The sequence below is a fragment of the Amphibacillus sp. MSJ-3 genome (assembly GCF_018919165.1).
GTDB lineage: Bacteria > Bacillota > Bacilli > Bacillales > Amphibacillaceae > Amphibacillus.
In genome coordinates this window covers 1-15355 of record NZ_JAHLQM010000022.1, presented here as the reverse complement: position 1 = coordinate 15355, position 15355 = coordinate 1, and the positions used below count along the sequence as shown (strand labels likewise).

Below are 15355 nucleotides of genomic sequence, written 5' to 3'. Positions count from 1 at the left end.
AAGATGGAAGCTGTTATCACAGATTTTGGCGCTAAGCCGGATGGAAGTTTGGCGACAAGCGCAATCAATCAAACAATTGATCATGTTGCAGAAAGGGGTGGCGGTAGAGTAGTTATCCCTTCAGGAGAATTTTATACTGGAGCAATCATTTTAAAAGATAATATTGAACTCTTTTTATCACCGGGAAGTGTTTTGAAGTTTTCTGATAACCAAGCAGATTACCCAGTAGTGACTTCACGTTGGGAAGGAGTCAAGCGCGAAGTTTATGCCTCTTGTATTTATGCAGAGGATGCAAAAAATATAGCGGTGACTGGATTTGGTTTGCTAGATGGAAATGGAAGACAATGGTGGCATATTTTCCGTAATGAACGGGAAAAATTAAAGTTCCCTCGACCTAAATTGATTAGTTTTGACTCGTGTGAGCATGTGACCTTGAAAGATTTCCGCGTCATTGATTCACCTAGCTGGACAATCAATCCAATTATTTGTACGAACGTGACGGTAGATAATATTAGCATCAAAAACCCAGCTGATTCACCGAATACAGATGGGATTGACCCTGAGTCTTGTAAAAATGTCCGAATTAGTAATTGCCAAATTGATGTTGGGGATGACTGTATTGCGATAAAAGCTGGTACAGAGGATACGGCACAGCGAGTCCCTTGTGAAAATATTACGATCACGAATTGTCAGATGATTCATGGTCATGGTGGCGTTGTTATTGGTAGTGAGATGAGTGGCGATATTCGTAATGTGACGATTAGCAATTGCATCTTTCAAGATACTGATCGAGGCATTCGCTTGAAGTCACGTCGAGGTCGTGGTGGAATTGTGGAAGATATTCGAGTAAGTAATATTGTGATGGATAATGTCATTTGCCCATTTATTCTTAACCTATATTACTTTTGTGGTCCAAAAGGGAAAGAAAAATACGTTTGGGATAAAACGCCTTATCCAATTACTGAAGAGACACCGATGTTTCGTCGAATTCATTTTGCTAATATTACCGCTCGAAATGTTAATGCTTCAGCCGGTTTTATCTATGGATTATCGGAACAACCCGTATCTGAGATTAGTTTTCAGAATATCTCAATTTCAATGGCCGACGATGCTCAACCAGGTAAACCAGCCATGATGACAGGGATTGAAGAAATGGTCAAAAATGGCTTTTACATTGGATGTGCGGAAGATATTAGTTTCAATGATGTAACAATCGATGGTGTGGAAGGAGAAAGATTCCACGTCGAAAACAGCGATCAAGTCTATTGGCACCATTGCAAAGTTAATGGTGAAGAATATATCGCAGGATCTAGTAACTGATGACAAGAGATGAATTGTATCAATTTTTAGGTCCTTCACTGGCGGTTGAACCAGAAGCGGTTCTGTTAGATAAGCAAGAAACAGCTAATTACACATTAGAAACATTGCAGATAACATTGAATACTCTTGAAACGGTTCCGGCCTATTTTGCATATACGAGTGATAAACCGCAACCACTAGTATTATTTAACCATTCTCATGGTGGGAATTTCACAGGCGGTAAGAGCGAACTGGTTCATAGCAGTGATTACTTACAGCAGGAAAGTTTTTTGAGTCGTTTAACTAAAGCTGGTTATGCGGTTGGTGTCATTGACATGTGGGGCTTTGGTGAACGCCGTGGAAAAAAGGAAAGTGAACTTTTCAAAGAGTTTTTATTGAAAGGGCATACATTATGGGGCTTACGTTTGTATGATAATCAACAATTTCTTTCGTACCTCATTCAACGTCCGGAAGTCGACAGTCAGAGGATTGCGACGATGGGGATGTCAATGGGTGGCATGATGAGTTGGTGGCTGGCGGCGATGGATGAACGGATTAAAGTAGTAGTCGATATTGGTGGTCAAGTGGACTATGAGAGTTTGATTAATGAACGTTGTTTGGACCATCATGGGTTTTATTACTATATTCCCGGAATATTGACAAACCATACGACGTTGGATATTCAAAGGTTAATTGCCCCTCGCCCACGCCTAAGCCTGGTTGGACGTAATGATCTACATTGTCCGCTAAGCGGAGTGAAACAGCTTGATGCCCAATTGAAAGAGGTCTACCGTGATTGTGGTCACGCTGATCATTGGCAATGTGAGATCCTGACTGGTGGCCATCAGGAAACGAAGGAGATGGACTATTTATGGCAGCGCTTTCTAAGGGAGAAGTTGTGATAGAACTATGTGTTGATCCTAGTGATCCCCAAGCTTATCAAACGATTCAACAAGCGGTAGATCAAGCGGAAATTTATCAAGCGCCTTGCCGGATCCTGATCCAAGCTGGACATTATCGTGAGAATATCAAAGTCTACTGTAATTCATTAGACATGGTTGGTGAAGGTGATGTAACGATAGAAGGTAACTTTTCAGCCCATGATCTTAATGAAAAAGGAGAAGTGAGAGGAACCTTTCAGACAGCAACTGTCTTTTTGAATGGTAAAGAAATTTACCTAGAAAATATTACAATTATGAATTCGGCTGGTAGTGATGCACATGCAGGCCAGGCATCTGCTCTTTATATTGAAGGTGACAAAATTCGACTGCGCAACTGTCGATTGGAAGGGCATCAAGATACACTTTGCTTAGGTCCACTTCCTGACAACAATAAGGATGGAACACCTTTAGAGAGCGCTTGGCTCAAAAAGACTTTTGGACAACAAAGGGTTGTTTTTGAAAACTGTCGAATTAGTGGAACAGTCGATTTCATATTTGGCGGTGGTTCAGCTACTTTCATAGATTGTCAGATTCATGGAAAAGAGCGAAAGTCACCCAATTATTTAACAGCCGCCTCTACAAAAGTAAATCAAGCCGGATTTATCTTTAAGAATTGCCAGGTTACTGGAGAAAGCCCCTACTATTTGGGTCGACCTTGGCGCTCCTTTGCCAAAACCAGATTTCAAAACTGTTGCTTTGACCGGCAATTGATAGCAGAAGGTTGGCATGATTGGAATAAACTAGAGGCGCGTCAGACCGTTTGTTATGAAGAAATTGACTGTTCTTATGCGGAAAAGCCAAATAGAGAGGATTGGATTACTGTGGAGGGAGCGAAAGTAGATGAATCGTAAAGTGAAATTATGGATCAGTGGGATTACCGCAGCAATTATAACGGTATTTCTTGGTTGTTTCAGTATCATCGTTAATAAAATGACAGTGGAACAATACCGAAAAGTTTTCTTACCCATTTTTGATGATGTATTAAAACATCTTTCGGATCAAGAAGGTTTGTTAATGTTTAAAACCTTAGGGTCATGGTTTGCTTTCACAGTAATTACAATGCTTATCTTAGTTTTTATTTCTAATTTGTTTCTTCGTAATCAACGCTATTGGATAGGAGCTGGAATTGGCTATATCTTAGCTGGACTTGTCACGCTGTTAGGAAGTCAACTGATAGCATTTGTGTTAGCTTTTCCGTTCTTTGTAACAGGTGGACTTTGCTTTTATGACTATGCAAAAGCGAGAAAGCAAGTTGATTTACCCGTTTAAATTTGATTATTAATAAAAATATTTTATGAAAGGAAGAAAAATGGTACAAAGCAAAATTCAAAATCCTATTTTAAGAGGCTTTAATCCAGATCCATATATTTTGAAAGGGGGTGAAATGTATTATATCGCCGTATCCTCATTTGAATGGTTACCCGGGATTAGAATTTACGGTTCAGAGGACTTGGTGAACTGGGAACACGTAACGGATATTCTGACTGATCAGGTTGATCTGAGAGGAAATCCGCAAAATTGTAGTATTTGGGCACCGCAACTCAGCTATCACGATGGTTTGTATTATTGTATTTATACGGATGTAAAAAATACAACGAGACCTTTCAAAGATTGTCATAATTACCTGATCACGTCTAAATCAATCACTGGACCATGGAGCTCACCGATTTACTTGAATTCTAGTGGATTTGATCCATCATTATTTCATGATAAAGATGGGCGCAAATGGCTATTGAATGAAATTTGGGATTATCGGATGACGACAGGTAACAAATCTGCGGGAATCGTTTTACAAGAATATGATCCAACGACTCAGCAATTAGTGGGTGAAGTATATAAGATATTTGACGGCACACCACTAGCTAAAACAGAAGCGCCACATATATATTATCATCAAGGTTTTTATTACTTAATTACAGCTGAGGGGGGTACCGGTTCAGGACATTCTGTAACGATTTGTCGAGCCAAGGAAATTACCGGACCTTATGAATTAGATCCTGAATACCCAATTTTGACTGCAAGTGATAAACCCGAATCACCATTACAATGTAGCGGACACGGGAGCATCGTTGAAGGGATAAATGGTAAATGGTATATGGCCTATTTGACGACTCGCCCCTTGTTAGGAAAAGCGGCTATTTTAGGTCGAGAGACTGCGATCCAAGAAGTGATTTGGACTGAAGACGGTTGGCTTCGGTTAGCGAATGGTTCTACTGCTCCAGAAGAATATACGATGATCGAAACGAAATCCGTAGTCCAACAAGAAATAGATACAGATTTTCGAGATGATTTTGATGGTCCGTTGGCTAAGGAATGGAACGCTCGAAGAATTATGCCTGAAAAATCGTGGTGTGATCTAACGACCCGTCCAGGTTATCTCAGAATGATTTCGGGAGAATCGCCACAATCCACTTTTGAACAGCATTTATTAGCTATCCGACAGAAGGATTTTCGTTTTCAAGCGGAAACAATGATGGAGTTTGATCCGAAAACATTTAATCAAATGGCTGGACTATTCTTATTCTTAAGCGAACAGAACTATATTTATTGCTATGTCACCTATGATGAATCGAAAGGATCAGTTTTGCGGTTAATGCAATGTAAGCAGGGAGAAAATGTCTTGCTTCCTGATATCATTGAATTAACTGATCATACAACTTACTTAAAAGTGGTTGTAGAAGAGACAAAGGGTCAGTTTTATTGGAAGTCATCAGAACAAAGTGAGTGGCAAGAAATTGGGGAAACCTTTAATTTGTTATTCCTTGCAGGTGGATTCACCGGTAACTTTGTTGGAATCGGTGTCCAAGATTTAGATAAACAATTTGGATGTTATGCAGATTTTAATTATTTTGAGTATAAGTCAGATTCATCCTCAATTTAACAGGGCAATCTGATTTAAACTAATATAAAAAATATATTGAAAGAGGGAAGAGAAGATGAAAAAAGCAAAGTGGGGTATTATTTTAGGCTTCATGTTACTATTCACTATTTCATTAGTGGGTTGCGGTGGCGGATCTGCAGATAAAGATGTAGATAGCGAACCGGCAGATAACGATACTGAAGATACTGCTACATCAGACAAAGATACGATTTCCTGGATGGCAATGTTGCATACACCAGCACCTCCTTCAGGGGATATTCAAGAAAGACTTGAAGAGTACACTGGAATGAAAATCGAATTCAACTGGGTACCGGATGCGTCGAAAGATGAACGAATCAATGCTGCTCTTGCATCAGGGACTTTAGCTGATATTGTTAGTTTGACAGATATCAAAAATACGACAGTACGTAACTCATTAAGTTCAGGAATGTTTTGGGATGTTGAGCCTTACTTAAAAGACTATCCGAATTTAGCTAATATTTCAGAAGACCGATTGGAAGCGTCAAGAATTGAAGGGCATATTTATGGTGTTCCATTCCAAAAACCAATTGCACGCTACGGTGTCCTAGTGCGTAAAGACTGGTTAGATAACCTAGGTTTGGATGTTCCACATACACTTGATGACTTGTATGAGGTAGCTAGAGCCTTCACTGAAGATGATCCAGATGGAAACGGTGTCGATGATACAGTAGGATTTGTTGAACGAAACGAATCATTCTATGTTGGTATGCGCTCACTGTCAGGTTACTTTGGAGCAGGAAACTGGTTTACAATCACTGATGATGATGAAGTTATTCCTAGTTTTACTCAACCTGAGTATAAAGAAGCAATGGAATGGTTCCGTGATGTTTATGAAAATGGTTGGATGAACTCTGACTTTACTGTTATGGCTAAAAATGATCAAAAGGACTACATTATCCAAGGAAAAGGCGGTATCGTACTTTCCGGTCTATTTGAAGCTCGAAACTATGTAGCTGAAGCCCAAGGTACTGAGGAAGAAAATATGGAATGGGAATTAATTAATGACATGACATATAAAGATGTTCCACGTCGCATTCTTTCTGATACAAATGGCGGAATGGGTGGCTGGCTAGCAATTCCGAAAAGTGAGGTAGATACAGAAGAAGATCTTGCTGTTGTACTACAATTCATCAATGATTTAATGGATGAAGAACCGTTTAGATTGATGACAGAAGGTGTCGAAGGCGTTCACTTTGAAATCAATGAAAACGACGAGTATGTTAGAATCGATGACGATCAATGGCAACAAGAAGTTCAACCATTCTCTTCTTCTCGTCCATCTGAATTAGTAGATACATTCAAGAGTACGAGTGAATTGAAAAACTTAGCAGATGAGAGAATAGCTGAGAACGAAGAATATGCTATCATCGACCCAACTCAATCACTGAATTCAGAAACTTATAATACTGAATGGTCTACCCTAATTGAAGGTGTAGAAGATGCCTATTATAAATATATGATGGGTGAATATGAGATGGAAGATTACGATAAAGCGATCGATACTTTCATGAATAATGGTGGAAGTAAGATTATTGATGAGTTTACAGAAAGTTATTTAAAAAATAAATAATAGAAGTAGTGTTCAAGTGATTGTTACTTCTAACAATTAGATTTATAAATGTAGCTGGGAAAAAGCAGCGAACAAAAAAAGGAGTTTCGGTGAATTGATTTTCACTGGAACTCCTTTTCATTTTATAGCCTTAGTAATTGCGACTACAAGAGATCTCTCTTTAAGGGTAATGAACTTTCCCCAATCGCCTCAGCAACAATGCGGGCGATTTCCATTGCTCCTTGCTCACTAAAATGAGTGTTATCTACAACACCTTCTGGATAATTACTCCATTCATTCGGCTTTCCGTGTAAGTAAAACTTCCGTGTCTCATCTTTGGTAAATTGAGCAAGCCAGTTCTGTGATCGAGTAAAGATATCTAAAATGGGTATCTGCTCTTTCTTGGCAAATTCCTTCATCGCTTGTGGATAGTCACCTAGTGTTTTCGGGTTCAAACAGCCATCAGCAAGATAATCCCTTCGTGTGACAGGGGTTAGCAAAACAGGCTGGGCCTTATGATTGTTAGCTAGGGTAATAAACTTAGCGAGATTATCAAGATAATCACCGTATGGATCCGTGCCGCGGTCAGGATCATCCAACTTTTGATCATTATGTCCAAATTGAATCAATAGATAGTCATTTTCAGTTATTCTTTCTTCAATTTCATTTAGACGCCCTTCTGCGATAAATGATTTTGTACTGCGACCATTCTTCGCATGATTTGAAAATACGATCTTTTTATTAAAATAAAGTGGGATTTTTTCGCCCCATCCAGCTTCTGGACGTTTTTCTGCTAATTTCTCAGCTGCGGTAGAATCACCTGCAATAAAGACAGTAGTCATATCACTTTCCGCGCTCCTTTGTCATATTTATTATCCAATTCTCAGCTAACCTTTTCCATTGCAAGGTATGAGGCACATCTGGTAAGATCCCTAAGCCATGGTGACCTTCAGGAAAAATGTGAAGTTCTACAGCTACCTTTTGCTGATTAAGGGCGTTAGCCAAAGCCAAACTGTTTGCCATCGAAACGGAAGTATCTTCAGCTGTGTGCCAAATAAAACATGGTGGCGTATTTAAATCAACATTTTTCTCTATTGAAAATTTTAGTTTATCTTGCTCAGATCCATATTTCCCTAGAAAATGCTCACAAGATCCGTGATGACTAAATGCCTCCAAAAAGCTGACAACAGGATAGCAAAGGAGTAGACCATCAGGTTTTACAGTCGCCTTTGTCCCAATCAGGCCCGCTACATGACCACCTGCTGAAAAGCCCATCACAAAAATTTTTGAAATGAATTGCTCCTGTTTAAGATAAGTCATGACATCATTTAAATCTTCTAGGAAAAGGTTAGGATTGATATCTTTAACTTGATAAGAAAGAATGCCAGTGTGGTATCCTAAAGAATGAAGCCAATTTTGAATCGAAATTCCCTCTTTTTCAATGGCAAGATGAGTGTAACCACCACCTGGACAGATAAGGACAAATGGCCTTTTCTCCTTATCAAGCAGAGCCAAGGAAAGCATTGTTTCCTTGGGCTCTTCAGTTAATTCTTCTTTTATATCGGTTAATATTCTCATGTCAGACCTCAAAAACCAAAATAATTGGCAGCATTATTATAACTGATATCTTCTATCATCTTACCTAGTAATGCCTCATCCTCTGGAGCTTCACCACGTTCAACAATTTCACCAATTAATCCACATAGGACACGGCGGAAGTATTCATGTCGAGTATAAGATAAGAAGCTGCGTGAATCTGTTAACATACCAACAAAGTTAGCTAGCACACTGCCTTCTGCAAACATCGTCAATTGATGACGCATACCAGCATAGGTATCGTTGTACCACCAGCCTGAACCTAATTGTAATTTGCCAGCGCTGTCTTTTTGAAAACAACCGATTAAGGCCATGATAGCAGGATAATCATTTTGATTTAATGAATATAGGATAGTTTGTGGTAATTGATCTGTTTTTTCTGCCCGATCCAATAGTCTTTGTAAAGGAATCGTTAACGATAAATCATTTAGACCATCGTAGCCAGTATCTGGACCCAATTGGTCAAACATGCGCTGGTTACAATTACGATAGGCATGAATATGCAGTTGCATTGTCCATTCTTTGGCATGATAAAATTGAATTAAGCGACTTAATGTTTCTGTACGATAAGCATCAATTTCTATCTCAGTCAAAGCTTCTTGTCTCATCGCTTTTTGAAAGATTGTCTCTAGTTCATCCTCGTCTGCTTCCTGATAGCGTAAGATGTCTAGCGCATGATCAGATAAACGCCCACCATTTTCATGGAAGTAATCGATCCGTGCTTCTAAAGCCTTGATTAGTTGAGGATAGGAGGAGATTTCCTGTCCGCTAACGTCTGCTAATTTGTCTACCCAATCGCTAAATTCAGGTTTTTCTAAATTCAAAGCTTTGTCAGGACGAAAAGCTGGTAATACTTTAAATGCCTGCTCCTCACTTTTTAGTAATTGATGATAATGTAAATCATCGATTGGATCGTCAGTTGTACAAATGACTTTCACATTAGAGTTTTTAATTATTTCTCGACGGCGGAAATTATCCGTAGCTAATTTAGCATTGACTGTATTCCAAATTTGATCGGCATTTTCTTCATTGATCAATAAATCAACACCAAAGAAACGCTTTAATTCTAAATGTGTCCAAGCATATAGAGGATTTCCAATTACTTTTGGTACAGTTTGGCACCAAGCTACAAACTTTTCATAGTCAGAAGCATCACCGGTAATGTGGGATTCAGGTACACCACATGCACGCATTAAGCGCCATTTGTAGTGGTCACCGCCTAACCATGCCTCTGTGATATTGCTGAAGTTTTTATTTTCGTAAATTTCCTTTGGATCTAGGTGGCAATGATAATCAATAATTGGCATTTTTGCCGCATGATTATGATATAATTTTTTAGCCCAGTCGGTACTTAATAGAAAATCATCATTTAAAAACATATTTATCTCCCTTTCTTTTTAGATGGCTCTAACATGCAACTTCTGTTCTTACATTTTTTATAAGTAGGGTTAAAAAAGATAAACAGGGCATAGTAGTAAACGCCCTACCCCAAACTGTGTAAATTCTGTTTCATAATCTCTACTTATTTTCCAAAGACTTCTTTTCATAAAACGATAGAATGATGACTAACGGATTGTTCCTTAGCTTGTAGTTTTCCCTCCCTTCTGCATTTTGAACACGTTAACATTTTAGTTTAAAACAAAAGAAATATCTTTTGCTTTTGTTAATTTTGATTCACTTGGGTAACGGAATGCCGTTTAACCAAAGAGGTTGGAATCTCTACTTTCATATCATTGACGACTTCCTTGTTTATTAATTGTAGCAGCAATGAAGTTCCGATTTGGCTGATCTTTTTAAGTGGCTTTTGAACAGTTGTCAAAGGTGGATTGAGATACGAAGTTAATGGTGTATCATCAAAACCGATAATTGATATATCTTTAGGAACTTCTAAGCCGTAGTGATTGATCGCACGCATGGCGCCAATCGCCATATCATCGTTGGCACAGAACACTAAACTGGGTTTACTTTGATTATTTAGTAGCCTTTTCATCGCTTGAAATCCACTTTCCAGGCTATAATCACCCGAAGTAAAGTAGTTTTCGTTGATCTGTAGCTGATTTTTCTTAAGACAATTTACCAAGGCAGTGCGACGTTCATTGGCAGAACGGAAACTTTCTCGGCCGCCGATATAGCCAATTTCCTTATGACCTTGTGAGATCGCATATTCGATTGCATCAGTCACACCCTTAGCATCATCTGCGACGACATTGATGATTTCCGGATCATGAATATGTCGATTTACAACGACAAAGGGGATCGTCTGTTTTTTTAAATGTAAAAGAAATGTATGGTCGCTGTCGCTTTGGCTCATTACCAAAATACCATCATAACGCTGGAAGTTGATGTGCTCCCAATGTTGAATATCCTCGATTCCTTCTACTGATAAGGTGTAACTATCGTCCAGAATTGAACGAATCCCTTTGATCGTATCGACAAGGAAGCTAGAACTTGTCCCTTGGCTGATACTAGAGAAGAATAATCCGATCATATAATTCTTTTGATTAACTAAACTTTTGGCATTGAAATTCGGTACATATTGCAATTCCTGCGCAATTTTCTGGATTTGTTCCCTGGTTTCTTTTTTGATCAGTGGATTGTTGTTCAATGCTCTAGAAACGGTGGTATGAGAGACCCCAGCTAATTTGGCAATGTCTTTGATCGTAACCATAAACAATTCCTTTCTCCCATGAAGTTATTTCATGGTTGTCATCATGAGTTAATGGTAGTATAAAAAAGCGCTTTAGTCAATGGCTGTATGCTATTTAGAATGTTGTTATATTAACAATGCACACGTGAACGGAAGTGGATAGCTAATCACGATATTATGATTTTTCTTTAGGTGATTTATCATATGAAAAATCGAATTAAATGGGCTTTTCTAATGTTCTATTTGTCCAAGCTATTCCATATAGTTAAGTAAGTATGAACGGAGGAATGGACAATGCCTAGAATAATGAAGTTGATCATTTGGATTGCTGGTTTTATCTTACTTATTGTTTTAATGCGATCTCCAATTGAACAAACCACAAATTCAACTGAATCCCTAATTCTCCCTTTATCAGGTAAAGTCATCGTTCTTGATCCTGGACACGGTGGTGCAGATGGTGGCGCAGTGGGTGCAGATCAGACATTAGAAAAGGAATTAGCCTTAACTGTAAGTAAAAAGTTACAACATTACTTACAACAGGCTGGTGCAGAAGTCTATTTAACTCGGGAAACGGACCGTGACCTGGCAAATGATCAGACGAAGGGTGTTTCTCAAAGAAAAGTAGAAGATATCAAAAATCGGGTAGTTTTTATGGAGGAAAAAGATCCTGATATATTTATTACGCTCCATTTAAATGCCCTTCCTTCTACGCAATGGCGTGGTGCCCAAACCTTTTATCATCCAAATCAGCCGAGCTCCAAAATATTAGCAGAAACGATTCAAGAGGAAATCAAAGTGAACCTTGGGAATACAAATCGAGAAGCACTAGCCATCAATAGTGTCTATGTCTTGAAACACGCTAACCGACCTGCAGCCCTTGTAGAGATAGGCTTTTTATCAAATCCAGATGAACGTGAATTATTGAAACAATCGATCTATCAAAATAAAATGGCAGCTAGTATTTACTATGGTATCCTAAGCTACTTCTCTGAATCATTTAATTGATTTTTTCTTAAAAATCGAATGTGCTATACTTGCAGTAGATGAATTGAAAGGAGTTCTAAACCGTGTTAAACAAACAGCAAGTTATGGCATTATTGAAATCAATCATTGACCCAACTTTAAATAAAACCTTACTTGAGACGAATGGTGTAAGGGAGATTCAAGCAGATAAAACTTCGGACCACGTTCGTTTAAAGATAGCGATTGGAAAGATAAATTCACCAGAAGAAAGAAAAATTGAAGAAGAAATTATTAATAAACTGAAACGTGTTGGCTTTGTTTCGGTAGCGATTCATTTCGAACAATTTTCGGCTGAAGAATTGGCAAAATTACAAGCAAATAAAAATGAGCCTTCTTCATTATTAGATGGCTATTTAAATACGAAGTTTATCTCAATTGCAAGTGGTAAAGGAGGTGTTGGAAAATCAACAGTGACCGTGAATATTGCCGTTGCATTGGCCCGGTTGGGGAAAAGAGTTGGTATCGTTGATGCTGATATTTACGGTTTTAGTGTCCCTGACATGATGGGTATTACTGAACGGCCAACCTTAAAGGGGAATCGAATTATTCCTGTTGAAGCACATGGTGTTCAAATCATCTCAATGGGTTTCTTTGTTGAGGATAATGAGCCTGTTATTTGGCGTGGCCCGCGTTTAGGTAAAATGCTACGGAGCTTTTTTGTAGAAGTTGACTGGGGTGATTTAGATTACTTATTACTCGATCTTCCACCAGGAACGGGGGATATGGCCTTGTCTGTTCATCAAATGATTCCATCTTCAAAGGAGATTATCGTCACAACACCTCATCCGACAGCTGCCTTTGTTGCTTCTAGGGCTGGTAAAATGGCATTAGACACAAATCATGAAGTCATCGGTGTCGTTGAAAATATGGCCTACTTTGAAAGTCAGTTAACGGGAGAGAAGGAATATGTTTTTGGACAGGGCGGTGGTGAGGCCTTAACTAAAGAATTAAATACCCCATTACTTGCTCAAATTCCCTTGAGTCAACCTAGTCCTTATCCAAATCAGCACGGTTCTGTTTATCCTGAAGCACATCCAATCGGACAAATTTACCAGGATATAGCTGAATATCTTTTAACGGTTGAATTTTGACCTTTGTTATAATCAGTTAGTTAGTATTTAGCTCTATACGATAATTAATGTCCCATTCACTAAAAATTTGAGAATGGGACATTTACTTACTGACTAGACTCGCCTTTTGAATCCTCTTTTTCAGATTGTTGTTTATCCTGTTCCTCTTTTCCATCTTCTTCACTTTCACCAACGATTTTTTTGGCATGTTGGACAATAATTTCAGAGACCTTGGCTTGAAAAAGTGGGGAATCTAACGTTTCCTGGATACTTTCTTCTAAATGTCCTTTAAACTTTTGACTTTTTAACTGTGACTGGATTTGTTGTTCAAATTCAGGATTAGCAAAAAGATCGAGCATTTTCTTTTGATATTCTGCATCGCCCATTAGTCGCTTGAAAATATCCTCTTGCTGTTCAATCATCGCAAGGGAGAATTCCTTTGCAAAGTCCTGATCACTAAACATCTTTGACCAAAAATCTTTCCCCTTTTCGGAAGTCAAAGCGTCTTCAATGGCTTTTTTTACAGTGTCGTCATGAATAACATAGATTTCTTGTGACGAATCATCCGCAATAACTTCGGCAATGGCTTTTTTACCGTCTTCTGACTTTAAAATATCTGTTACCATTTTCTTTGTTGCCTCATACCCGCCATCTTGACTGTGATTGGATTGGTCATTGCCTGGGCTACATCCTGTTATTAAGCTAAGGATAATTAAAATAATGATTATATATTTTTTAGGCATTGATTTTACTCCTTCTCAAATTAATTTCGATACTCTTAATATGAGAAGATTAAAGCATAAATATGTGTCATAATTATTCAATCGGTTTTATGCTGATTTCTGCTTGAGTGATGAGTTCGGAAATTGTTACAAACTGAAATCCCTTTTCCTTTAAACCAGGTAGGATAGTTTTCAGTGCTTCTGCTGTTTGAGTGGCGGAATCAGATGCATGCATTAAAATAATATCACCACTTTCAGTCTCTAACATGACCTGATCAACAATATAATTCACGCCAGGTTTTTCCCAGTCATTCGGATCTACTCGCCAATCAATAACTTGAAAACCTTGGTTTACAGCAGTCGTTAAGACCTCTTTATTTAAATGGCCACTAGGTGTTCGTAATAAATTTAAATCAGGATAGTTTAGTTTTGTAAATACATCTTTTGCTTTATAAAGGTCTTTTGTTACTTCGTTGATATCTTGTTTAAGATAGCTTTTATATCGATAACCAAGCATACCAATTTCATGCCCCTTTTCAACGATTAAATCAACCAAGTGCGGATGGTGTTCAGCCCATTCACCTAATAGGAAAAAGGTGGCCGATACATTTTCGTCTTCTAATTGGTCTAAAATAGGTTCGAGCACTTCATCTCCCCAAGTAATATTAAAAGTTAAAGCAATTTCATCTCTATCCTCGTTTCCCTTCATCAATGCGCGAGGATCCTCTTCTGAAGAAAAAACCTGTAAATACTTAGTAGCATTAAAAACAAGTAAAGAAATGACTATAAAGCTAAAAGCAAGGACAATAAAGTATTTTTTCAGCTGGTTAAATTTAAATACGAAGAAAAAAGACATCATAATTACTCCTTTGTATAAATTAGATAATTTATCTTATGCTTGTCTCACTATAGAATATGAATAGAGAGCTACTTATTATGGTTTGTTTTTTTGCAATTTGGGAAAATAATAGGTATAGAGGGTTAATTATATGATTAAGTTTAAATATAGAGAGATGAGGGATTGTTATGCTAGGAATGATTATAAATGAAAAAGAATTAAAAGAACTGGAATATATGATAAAAAAGGAAATGGATGAATTGATCTTTGATTTAGAAGATACACGGATTGATATCATTGTAAAAAAAGCTATGTATGATCGCTATCAAGTATTATTTCAACTATTTCGCCGAGTGGCTACGGAACAAGAAGTTTTAAAATATATCCCTAATTATAAATTTTAGTTATTCAGCTAATTTGGCCAAAAAAAGTATTGCAACGAACGCCCTGGTATGCTATATTAATTTCTGTTGTCAAAAAAAGTGTCAGTAAGGTTTAGCTATACTATTTAGTGGATTAATTATTTAATTTTAAAAATAGTATTGACGGCACAAATTAAACATGATATATTATATCTCGTCGTCAAAAGACGGCAACAATTGATCTTTGAAAACTGAATCCAAACAACCAAGAAAGTTAAGAAGAAAAGAAGTAAGAAGAAGCTAGTGCTTCAAATGAGAGTAGAACAACTCAACAATTTTATTGAGAGTTTGATCTTGGCTCAGGATGAACGCTGGCGGCGTGCCTAATACATGCAAGTCGAGCGCG

At 37.9% G+C, this 15355-nt stretch carries 15 protein-coding genes and 1 rRNA gene; 10 read left to right on the top strand and 6 right to left on the bottom strand.

The features are described 5' to 3' along the window. The first annotated feature begins 3 nt into the window (after nucleotides 1-3). From KQI76_RS07905 to KQI76_RS07880, 6 genes are read left to right on the top strand one after another with little or no spacing between them, the layout of a single operon-like run. Complete coding sequence (locus KQI76_RS07905; protein WP_216399788.1) at nucleotides 4-1320, top strand: glycoside hydrolase family 28 protein; 1317 nt, start codon at nucleotides 4-6, stop codon at nucleotides 1318-1320. Then, nucleotides 1320-2201 (top strand): dienelactone hydrolase family protein, encoded by an 882-nt coding sequence (locus KQI76_RS07900; RefSeq protein WP_216399787.1) that lies wholly within the window; start codon nucleotides 1320-1322, stop codon nucleotides 2199-2201. Before KQI76_RS07905 ends, KQI76_RS07900 begins: the two co-directional genes overlap by 1 nt. Continuing rightward, on the top strand, nucleotides 2171-3091 hold the full coding sequence (locus tag KQI76_RS07895) for a pectinesterase family protein (RefSeq protein WP_216399786.1): 921 nt from the start codon (nucleotides 2171-2173) through the stop codon (nucleotides 3089-3091). Before KQI76_RS07900 ends, KQI76_RS07895 begins: the two co-directional genes overlap by 31 nt. Beyond that, the gene (locus tag KQI76_RS07890) at nucleotides 3081-3509 is read left to right on the top strand and encodes a hypothetical protein (RefSeq protein ID WP_216399785.1); all 429 of its coding nucleotides are present in this window, start codon (nucleotides 3081-3083) and stop codon (nucleotides 3507-3509) included. Before KQI76_RS07895 ends, KQI76_RS07890 begins: the two co-directional genes overlap by 11 nt. Before the next feature lie 40 nt (nucleotides 3510-3549). Then, nucleotides 3550-5121, top strand: a complete 1572-nt coding sequence (locus KQI76_RS07885; protein ID WP_216399784.1) for a glycoside hydrolase family 43 protein — start codon at nucleotides 3550-3552, stop codon at nucleotides 5119-5121. A 55-nt stretch (nucleotides 5122-5176) separates the two neighbouring features. Next, the gene (locus KQI76_RS07880; protein ID WP_216399783.1) at nucleotides 5177-6712 is read left to right on the top strand and encodes an extracellular solute-binding protein; all 1536 of its coding nucleotides are present in this window, start codon (nucleotides 5177-5179) and stop codon (nucleotides 6710-6712) included. A gap of 143 nt (nucleotides 6713-6855) precedes the next feature. Here KQI76_RS07880 and KQI76_RS07875 read toward each other — a convergent pair whose 3' ends face one another. The 4 genes from KQI76_RS07875 to KQI76_RS07860 form a co-directional block, all read right to left on the bottom strand. Next, nucleotides 6856-7533, bottom strand: a complete 678-nt coding sequence (locus KQI76_RS07875) for a rhamnogalacturonan acetylesterase (protein WP_216399782.1) — start codon at nucleotides 7531-7533, stop codon at nucleotides 6856-6858. Nucleotide 7534: 1 nt separating this feature from the next. Continuing rightward, a complete protein-coding gene (locus tag KQI76_RS07870) occupies nucleotides 7535-8269 on the bottom strand; it encodes an alpha/beta hydrolase (protein ID WP_216399781.1) in 735 nt (244 codons plus the stop codon). An 8-nt stretch (nucleotides 8270-8277) separates the two neighbouring features. Beyond that, nucleotides 8278-9666, bottom strand: a complete 1389-nt coding sequence (gene uxaC / locus KQI76_RS07865; protein WP_216399780.1) for a glucuronate isomerase — start codon at nucleotides 9664-9666, stop codon at nucleotides 8278-8280. Nucleotides 9667-9950: 284 nt separating this feature from the next. Then, the gene (locus KQI76_RS07860) at nucleotides 9951-10955 is read right to left on the bottom strand and encodes a LacI family DNA-binding transcriptional regulator (protein ID WP_216399813.1); all 1005 of its coding nucleotides are present in this window, start codon (nucleotides 10953-10955) and stop codon (nucleotides 9951-9953) included. A 273-nt stretch (nucleotides 10956-11228) separates the two neighbouring features. Between KQI76_RS07860 and cwlD the strand changes: the two genes are divergently transcribed. Together cwlD and KQI76_RS07850 are read left to right on the top strand one after the other, a co-directional pair. Then, nucleotides 11229-11939 carry an N-acetylmuramoyl-L-alanine amidase CwlD gene (gene cwlD, locus KQI76_RS07855; RefSeq protein ID WP_216399779.1) on the top strand — a complete coding sequence of 237 codons (711 nt, stop codon included), beginning with the start codon at nucleotides 11229-11231 and terminating at the stop codon, nucleotides 11937-11939. 62 nt (nucleotides 11940-12001) lie between these two features. Next, nucleotides 12002-13048 (top strand): Mrp/NBP35 family ATP-binding protein, encoded by a 1047-nt coding sequence (locus KQI76_RS07850; RefSeq protein ID WP_216399778.1) that lies wholly within the window; start codon nucleotides 12002-12004, stop codon nucleotides 13046-13048. Nucleotides 13049-13134: 86 nt separating this feature from the next. Here the strand turns inward: KQI76_RS07850 and gerD are convergent, their stop codons facing one another. Further along, entirely contained in the window at nucleotides 13135-13770 is a 636-nt protein-coding gene (gene gerD / locus KQI76_RS07845) for a spore germination lipoprotein GerD (protein WP_216399777.1), read from the bottom strand. Between the two features lie 73 nt (nucleotides 13771-13843). Continuing rightward, a complete protein-coding gene (gene pdaB, locus KQI76_RS07840; RefSeq protein WP_216399776.1) occupies nucleotides 13844-14605 on the bottom strand; it encodes a polysaccharide deacetylase family sporulation protein PdaB in 762 nt (253 codons plus the stop codon). Between the two features lie 170 nt (nucleotides 14606-14775). On the opposite strand from pdaB, the gene KQI76_RS07835 reads away from it, so the two are divergent. Together KQI76_RS07835 and KQI76_RS07830 are read left to right on the top strand one after the other, a co-directional pair. After that, nucleotides 14776-14991 carry a hypothetical protein gene (locus KQI76_RS07835; protein WP_216399775.1) on the top strand — a complete coding sequence of 72 codons (216 nt, stop codon included), beginning with the start codon at nucleotides 14776-14778 and terminating at the stop codon, nucleotides 14989-14991. Between the two features lie 294 nt (nucleotides 14992-15285). Beyond that, nucleotides 15286-15355: ribosomal RNA gene (locus KQI76_RS07830) — 16S ribosomal RNA — on the top strand; the annotation flags it as partial.

Coding starts and splice junctions, on each gene's coding strand:
- KQI76_RS07905 (WP_216399788.1), top strand. CDS start 4: ATGGAAGCTGTTATCACAGATTTTGGCGCTAAGCCGGATGGAAGTTTG.
- KQI76_RS07900 (WP_216399787.1), top strand. CDS start 1,320: ATGACAAGAGATGAATTGTATCAATTTTTAGGTCCTTCACTGGCGGTT.
- KQI76_RS07895 (WP_216399786.1), top strand. CDS start 2,171: ATGGCAGCGCTTTCTAAGGGAGAAGTTGTGATAGAACTATGTGTTGAT.
- KQI76_RS07890 (WP_216399785.1), top strand. CDS start 3,081: ATGAATCGTAAAGTGAAATTATGGATCAGTGGGATTACCGCAGCAATT.
- KQI76_RS07885 (WP_216399784.1), top strand. CDS start 3,550: ATGGTACAAAGCAAAATTCAAAATCCTATTTTAAGAGGCTTTAATCCA.
- KQI76_RS07880 (WP_216399783.1), top strand. CDS start 5,177: ATGAAAAAAGCAAAGTGGGGTATTATTTTAGGCTTCATGTTACTATTC.
- KQI76_RS07875 (WP_216399782.1), bottom strand. CDS start 7,533: ATGACTACTGTCTTTATTGCAGGTGATTCTACCGCAGCTGAGAAATTA.
- KQI76_RS07870 (WP_216399781.1), bottom strand. CDS start 8,269: ATGAGAATATTAACCGATATAAAAGAAGAATTAACTGAAGAGCCCAAG.
- uxaC (WP_216399780.1), bottom strand. CDS start 9,666: ATGTTTTTAAATGATGATTTTCTATTAAGTACCGACTGGGCTAAAAAA.
- KQI76_RS07860 (WP_216399813.1), bottom strand. CDS start 10,955: ATGGTTACGATCAAAGACATTGCCAAATTAGCTGGGGTCTCTCATACC.
- cwlD (WP_216399779.1), top strand. CDS start 11,229: ATGCCTAGAATAATGAAGTTGATCATTTGGATTGCTGGTTTTATCTTA.
- gerD (WP_216399777.1), bottom strand. CDS start 13,770: ATGCCTAAAAAATATATAATCATTATTTTAATTATCCTTAGCTTAATA.
- pdaB (WP_216399776.1), bottom strand. CDS start 14,605: ATGTCTTTTTTCTTCGTATTTAAATTTAACCAGCTGAAAAAATACTTT.
- KQI76_RS07835 (WP_216399775.1), top strand. CDS start 14,776: ATGCTAGGAATGATTATAAATGAAAAAGAATTAAAAGAACTGGAATAT.